The 6,736-nt window shown below is 65.6% G+C and carries 6 protein-coding genes and 1 riboswitch; of the genes, 5 read left to right on the top strand and 1 reads right to left on the bottom strand.

Annotated features, from left to right (window positions below):
• Nucleotides 1-124 precede the first annotated feature (124 nt).
• The gene (locus tag JF886_RS09950) at nucleotides 125-3,349 is read left to right on the top strand and encodes a Tn3 family transposase (RefSeq protein ID WP_337312019.1); all 3,225 of its coding nucleotides are present in this window, start codon (nucleotides 125-127) and stop codon (nucleotides 3,347-3,349) included.
• Between the two features lie 69 nt (nucleotides 3,350-3,418).
• On the opposite strand, the gene JF886_RS09945 is transcribed toward JF886_RS09950, so the two are convergent.
• The gene (locus tag JF886_RS09945; protein ID WP_337312017.1) at nucleotides 3,419-3,577 is read right to left on the bottom strand and encodes a hypothetical protein; all 159 of its coding nucleotides are present in this window, start codon (nucleotides 3,575-3,577) and stop codon (nucleotides 3,419-3,421) included.
• Between JF886_RS09945 and JF886_RS09940 the strand changes: the two genes are divergently transcribed.
• The 4 genes from JF886_RS09940 (at nucleotide 3,512) to JF886_RS09925 (ending at nucleotide 6,599) form a co-directional block, all read left to right on the top strand.
• Nucleotides 3,512-3,649, top strand: a complete 138-nt coding sequence (locus tag JF886_RS09940; RefSeq protein ID WP_337312020.1) for a hypothetical protein — start codon at nucleotides 3,512-3,514, stop codon at nucleotides 3,647-3,649. The two genes, JF886_RS09945 and JF886_RS09940, sit on opposite strands and share 66 nt — an antisense overlap.
• 36 nt (nucleotides 3,650-3,685) lie before the next feature.
• Nucleotides 3,686-3,775: riboswitch (SAM riboswitch) on the top strand.
• A gap of 6 nt (nucleotides 3,776-3,781) precedes the next feature.
• On the top strand, nucleotides 3,782-4,414 hold the full coding sequence (locus JF886_RS09935; RefSeq protein ID WP_337312015.1) for a GNAT family N-acetyltransferase: 633 nt from the start codon (nucleotides 3,782-3,784) through the stop codon (nucleotides 4,412-4,414).
• Nucleotides 4,415-4,527: 113 nt separating this feature from the next.
• Nucleotides 4,528-5,826, top strand: coding sequence for a threonine synthase (gene thrC / locus JF886_RS09930; RefSeq protein WP_337312013.1), 1,299 nt, complete (start codon nucleotides 4,528-4,530; stop codon nucleotides 5,824-5,826).
• A gap of 179 nt (nucleotides 5,827-6,005) precedes the next feature.
• Nucleotides 6,006-6,599, top strand: coding sequence for a recombinase family protein (locus tag JF886_RS09925; RefSeq protein WP_337312011.1), 594 nt, complete (start codon nucleotides 6,006-6,008; stop codon nucleotides 6,597-6,599).
• Nucleotides 6,600-6,736: the final 137 nt, after the last annotated feature.

Here is a 6,736-nt window from a genome sequence, read left to right as displayed (position 1 = left end):
TAGGGGGTCGGCCAAGGTAACGGAAATACCGGCAATGAGTGGATCTTGAGGCGGTTTCTGGCTGGTGAGGGGGTGTTGGTAGCTTCCCGCCCTAGCTGATGGGCGATCGCGAGGGCGGTCAGCGTTGACCTCGATCGAACGGACTGCGTATCCCAGGTTCCCGCGGTTGTTGTCCGCGCGTGAGCTGCATGTCTTCTACACGCCGACGGCCGATGAGGTTGAGTGGGCGGGCGGGGCGACCGAGTCGGATGGGGCGTTGCTGGGGTTGGTGCTCGCGCTGAAGTGTTTCCAGCGGATGGGTCGTTTCCCCAAGCAGGACGAGGTTCCGGGGGTGGTGGTCGATCATGTCCGGCGGTGTCTGGATCTTGGTGCGGACGTGTCTGTGGGGTATGGCAGTGATCGGACCCAGCGGCATCACCGTGGTTTGATCCGCAAGCGGGTGGGGGTGGTCTGTAACCCGGCCAGGGCCCGCGAGGTCGCCGCGGAGGCGATCCGGGAGGCCGCGGTGGTGAAGAACAATCCGCCGGATTTGATCAATGTGGCGTTGGAGATGTTGGTCGCGGAGTCCCTTGAACTGCTGGGGTTCACTGTGCTGGACAAGCTGGCGTCGGCGATCCGCGGTGAGGTGAACCGGGACATCATCTCCGGGATTTTCGGGCGGATCAGTGCGGGCGAGCGGGTCGGGCTGATGGCGGTAGTTCAGGTGGGGGGTGCGGGCAGCGAGAGCCTGTTCACCCGGATGAAGAAGCCGGCGAAGCGGCCGTCGTGGTCGCGGTTTAAGGAGCAGTCGCAGTATCTGGGGCGGGTGGACGAGCTCGGCGACACCGCAGTGTGGCTTCAGGGTGTGGCCGAGTCGAAGATCGCGGACTTCGCGGCGGAGGCCGCCGCGCAGGACGCGGGGACCTTGGGTGACTATGACCCGGTCAAGCGGGTGGTGTTGCTGGCTTGTCTGGTGCACACCGCCCGGGCCAGAGCGCGCGATGACCTGGCGGAGATGTTGTGTAAGCGGGTCGCGGTGATCGTGAAGAAGGCCAAGACCGAGCTGGAGGAGATTCGGTTGCGGCAGCGGGCGGTGACCGAGCGGCTGATCGGTGGTTACAAGGCGGTGCTTGAGCAGCTCGCCCCGGACGGGGTGACCACCGCCACCGAGGCGGCCGCGGTCACCATGGCCCACCAGGCGCTGCTGACCTTGTCCGGGGTGACCGAGCCCGGTGGTGAGCGCCCCGAGGGGTCGGGACCAGTCCCCGAGGATGGCGGGTCACCGGCGCTGCGGCTGGTGGGAGCGCAGGGCGAGGCGCTGGTGTCGGTGGTGCGAGCGCTGAAGATCCAGGCCGAGGGCCTGGGCGCGATTCGCACCCAGGTGGCGGCCGCTGGAGGCCTTGCGGCGCAGCTCGCTGATATCGAGGAGGTGTCGGCCTATCACGGCGACAACCACGAGATGCTGGTGCAGCGGTTTTTCCGCCAGGACCGCGCCGTGATGTTCGAGCTGGCCGGCCGGTTGCGGTTCGAGGCGACCTCGGCCGATGCCAGCGTGCTCGACGCCCTTGCACACGTCCTGGAGCACTGGACACTGACGCGGGACTACATCCCCGACCACCTCGTCACCCTCGACCAGGAGGGCGAGGAGATCGTGACGAAGATCGATACCTCGTTCGCGTCGGGGAACTGGCAGAAGGTGATCCGGAACCGCGCACGGCCAGGGATGCTGGCGCGGCGGCATTTCGAGGCGTGCGTGTTCACCTACCTGGCCGAGGAGCTGCGCACCGGGGACGTCGCGGTCGCGGGCGCCATCGAGTACGCGAACTGGGCGGCGAAGCTGCTGTCCTGGGAGCAATGCCAGCCCAAGCTGGCCGACTTTTGCCACGAGGCTGGCCTGCCGGCCACTGCGGAGGAATTCACCGCTGACCTGCGGGGCCGGTTGGAGCGGGCGGCGGCCGAGTTGGACACCGGTTACCCGGACAACGCGGACCTGGTCATCGACGACTCGGGTACGCCGACGCTGAAACGGCGTGTGGGCAGCGGTACCTCAGACGGCGCCGCGGCGCTGCTGGCGGCGATTAAGGCGCGGATGCCGAAACGGTCGCTGATCGGGATCGTGGCCCGTACCGCGTTCTGGCTGCAGTGGTGGCGTCATTTCGGTCCGCCCTCGGGATCGGATCCCAAGCTGAGAGACCCCCAGGGCCGGTACGCGCTGACGACGTTCGTGTGCGGGGTGAACATGACCTACGCCGACGCGGCGAACCATCTGTCCGGGATCTCCGCGCACGAGCTGTCGGCCACCGCGAATCGGCACGTCACGATCGCCAAGCTGAACAAGGCGACCACCGACGTGATCAACGCGTTCGCCCGGCTGGACGTGGTCAAGGCCTGGGGCGACGGGACCGCGGTCGCGGCGGACGGCACGCAGATCGACACCTATATTGATAATCTCCTCGCGGAATCCTCGATCCGATACGGTGGGATCGGAGGAATCGCCTACCATTACGTTTCCGATACCTATATCGTCTTATTTTCCAGATTTATTAACTGTGGGGCGTGGGAGGCGATCTACCTTATCGACGGGCTGTTGCAGAACACGTCGGATATCAAGCCGGACACGATCCACGCGGACACGCAAGGCCAGTCGTTCCCGGTGTTTACCCTGGCGCACCTGTTCGGGTTCGACCTGATTCCCCGCATCCGGAACTGGAAGGACCTGCTTTTCTTCCGGCCGAGTGCGCAGACCTGCTACACCCACATCGACGCGTTGTTCAGCGACCCGGGGCGCAACGTCATCGACTGGGATTTGATCCGCGATCATTGGGTGGATTTGATGAAGATCGGTATTTCCATCCAGCAGGGCACACTGTCGTCGGTGACGTTGATGCGCCGGTTGTCGTCGAACTCCCGGAAAAACCAGATCTACAAGGCGTTCCGGGAGGTCGGGCGGGTGATGCGCACGGTGGCGCTGCTGCGCTACCTGGGGGATTCGGCGTTGCGGGCCCGGGTGACCGCGGCGACCAACAAGGCCGAGTCCTACAACGGGTTCTCGGCGTGGTTGCGGTTCGGCAACAACGGGGTCATCGCCGACAACGACCCCACCGAGCAGGAAAAATCGATCAAGTTCAATTCGTTGTTGGCGGACCTGGTCGTGTTCCACACCGCGGTGGACATGATGACGGTGATCCGGGTGCTCATCGCCGAGGGCTGGCAGATCACCGCGGAGGACCTGGCTCAGCTCTCGCCGTATCTGGTCGGGCACATCCGCCGGTTCGGCGCCTACGCCACCGACGAACTACACATCCCACCCGACGCGTTCGATCCCGCGCTGGCCGAGGTCGACTTCGACGCCGAGCCCGCCGCCGCATAAATCCGGTCAGGAGAGGTGAGGTTGTTCGAAGCATTGTGGCGACAACGTCGTGCCGAACGCTACGGTCACTTAAGAATGAGCAGACCGGGACGCGCCGTATAGGTCGTTGGGGTGACGGTGGCGGGATGCTCTCGGAGCGTCTGGTTCCGGTATCGATGGCCGGTGGATGACGCGATGGATCGTGGAGCGGCCGACGCTGTATTCCTCGGCGAGGTCGGCGATCGACACGTCACCTTCGGCGTAACGGCGCCGGATGGTGCGTTGCGCGGGCGGCGGGAGTTTCGGCTGACCATCAGTTGACCCCGGGCGACGTCGTTGGTTATGGTCCTTGTCCTGTAATCATCCAGAGGATCTGAGGGACCTGGCCCGGTGACGGTCCGGCAACCTGCGCTCGCCGCAAGGTGCCAACGCCAGGATCGATGAGGAACACACGTGAACGTTCTGGCTGACGTCCCGACCCTGCACGGCTCCCTGGTCCGGCTGGAGCCGCTCTCGATAGACCATAGTGAAGACCTAGCCGTCGCGGCGGAGGAAGACCGCGCCGCGTACGGCTTCACCGGTGTACCCCGCGGCGGGGAGGTGACGGGCTTCCTTGCCGCGCATTTTGCACGGGCCGAGGCCGGCAAATTGGCACCGTTCGCCCAAATCCGCTTGAGCGATGGGCGGGCCGTGGGGTGCACGACCTATTGGGATCCCCGGTTCTGGCCAGGCAGTTGCAAGCTGTGCGCCATCGAGATCGGCTGGACCTGGTTGGGCGCTTCGGCCCAGCGAACGGGCATCAATGTAGAGGCGAAGCTTCTGCTCCTTGAGCGCGCGTTCGAAACCTGGGGCGTGGTCAGGGTCGACTTCAAGACCGACGCCCGCAACCAGAATTCCCGACGCGCCCTCGAGGGACTGGGCGCGCACTTCGAGGGCGTCCTTCGCCACTGGTCGCCATCACACGCGCCCGGGGAGCAGGGCCTGCTCCGCGACTCCGCGATGTTCTCGGTCATCGCCGCCGAGTGGCCGGCCACGAAGGTCACCTTGCGCCGTCGTCTGGCCCGGTCTACGACCGCGCACCACTGAGACCACCTATCAGCAGGATCTGGCTCTTGTCGGCGTGACAGCGCCTCGACTGGTGCCAAGTCGGCCCGTGGTCACCGTGGCCACAGGGGAGATGGGAAGAAAGGCCTCGCCGCATGAGCACATCCGCGCCACCCGAGACGACCCGGTTCGGCTACGCGACGCACCTGTCCTGCCGAGAGTGCGGCAAGACAAGCGATCTCGGGCCGCACTATGCGTGCGAAGACTGTTTCGGGCCGCTGGAGGTCGCCTACGACTACCCGCCCTTGACCAGGGCCGACATCGAGTCCGGACCTCAGAACATCTGGCGCTACGCCAGCCTCCTGCCTGTCCCAGCCGACATTGCGCAGCGCCCGAGTACGAGGCCCGGGTACACCCAGCTGATTCGGGCGGACGAGCTGGCCCAGGTGCTGGGCATGCGCAGGCTCTGGGTCAAAGACGACAGCGGCAACCCGACCCACTCGTTTAAGGACCGCGTCGCGGCTGTGGCCCTCGCGGCGGCCACCGAGATGGGCTTCACGGTGCTCGCCTGCCCGTCCACCGGCAACCTGGCCAACGCCGTCGCGGCGGCCGCCGCTCGCGTCGGCATCCGTTCGGTCGTACTCGTGCCCGCCAACCTGGAGCCACAGAAGATCATCGCGACCGCGGTGTACGGCGGCACCTTTGTCACCGTCGACGGCACCTATGACGACGTGAACCGGCTCGCCTCCCAGTTGGCTAGCGAACATGACGATTGGGCGTTCGTGAACGTCAACGTGCGTCCCTACTACGCCGAGGGATCCAAGACGCTCGCCTTCGAGATCGCCGAGCAGCTCGGCTGGCGGCTGCCCGATCAGATCGTGGTCCCGGTCGCGTCCGGCGCCCAGCTAGTCAAGATCGATAAGGGCTTCAGCGAGCTGGTCTCACTCGGCCTGGTCGAGCAATCGGCATGGAAGATATACGGAGCGCAGGCAACCGGATGCTCGCCGGTGTCCGCCGCGTACGCCGCGGGCCACGACGTGGTGCGCCCGGTGATGCCCGCGACGATCGCCAAGTCGCTCGCGATCGGGAACCCGGCGGATGGACCTTACGTGCTCGACGCCGTGCGGCGCACCGCCGGCGCAGTTGCCGACGTCAGCGACGACGAGATCGTCGACTCGATCCGGCTGCTCGCCGCCACCGAGGGCATCTTCGGCGAGACCTCGGTGGGCGTAACACTGGGCGTGCTGCGCAAGCTGCTCGCCGCCGGGCAGCTCGACCCCGCCGCGGAGACGGTGATAATCAACTCCGGTGACGGTCTAAAGACGTTGGACGCGCTGGCTGGCGCGGTTCGCGTGCCTGCGGCTATCAAGCCCACGCTTGAGGCATTCACAGAGGCAGGCGCGGGGTGGGATGAGTGTGTCCGTGCGCATACCGACGCAGGGGCTCACAGGTGATGGGTCGCGTTCGCCGGCTCGCCTCTCTAGGTGATCGTCCCAGAATCGGTCGTTTGCGACCCAGGACGACGCGATCTTGAGCGTTCGGTGTTTCTCCTGGTCATGACTGGGTCACAACAGTGGGCGAAAACAACGGGTCATATCTAGCTGAGAAGTACCGTTTACGACACAATCTGAACGTGGCGCGCTACGGATATGCACGGGTGTCAACTCGATCGCAGACCGACGACTCCCAACTCGACGCACTGCGCGCTGCCGGCTGCCAGCGGATCTGGACCGACACCGCCTCCGGGCGACTCGCTCGGCGTCCGGAATGGGACAAGTGTCTGGACTACCTGCGCGCTGGCGACGAACTGGTCGTCACCCGACTGTCGCGGATGGCACGCTCAGTCCGCCACCTCACCGAGGTCGCCGCCCTGCTCACCGAACGCGGAGTGGACCTGGTCGTGCTCAAACAGGGCATCGATACCACCACCCCAGCCGGGCGGTTCCTGTTCCACGTCATCGGAGCGATGGACGAGATGCTGGCGGACTTGATCAGCGAGGGCACCCTCGAGGGCCTGGAAGCCGCTCGAGCACGTGGCCGCACCGGCGGCCGCAAAGCCAAGCTGACCGCCCGCCAGATCACCATCGCCCGGCAGATGTACGACGACACAGGCCCGGGCAACAAGCGCAAGTACACCGTCAATGAGATCGCCGAGACCTTCCACGTGTCCCGGAAAACGATCTACCGCCACCTCGGGTCGACACCGAGCACGTCGCCCCGGACCTGAGGATCGGAACACCAGGAGTGGCGGCACGTATCGCGCTCCTTAACAACAGGCCTACTCAGCGCAGCACCTTAGCCCCACCGGCAACTCAGTTCAAGATCACCTCATTGCCGGTATTTCCGTTACCTTGGCCGACCCCC

Source organism: Candidatus Aeolococcus gillhamiae (assembly GCF_016464765.1).
Classification (GTDB): Bacteria; Chloroflexota; Dormibacteria; order Aeolococcales; family Aeolococcaceae; genus Aeolococcus; species Aeolococcus gillhamiae.
Note: the sequence above shows the minus strand (reverse complement) of the source record. Positions and strands in the feature narration are given on the sequence as shown.

Bases quoted from the DNA above. Each gene is read 5' to 3' on its own strand.
- thrC (WP_337312013.1), top strand. From the start codon at position 4,528: ATGAGCACATCCGCGCCACCCGAGACGACCCGGTTCGGCTACGCGACG.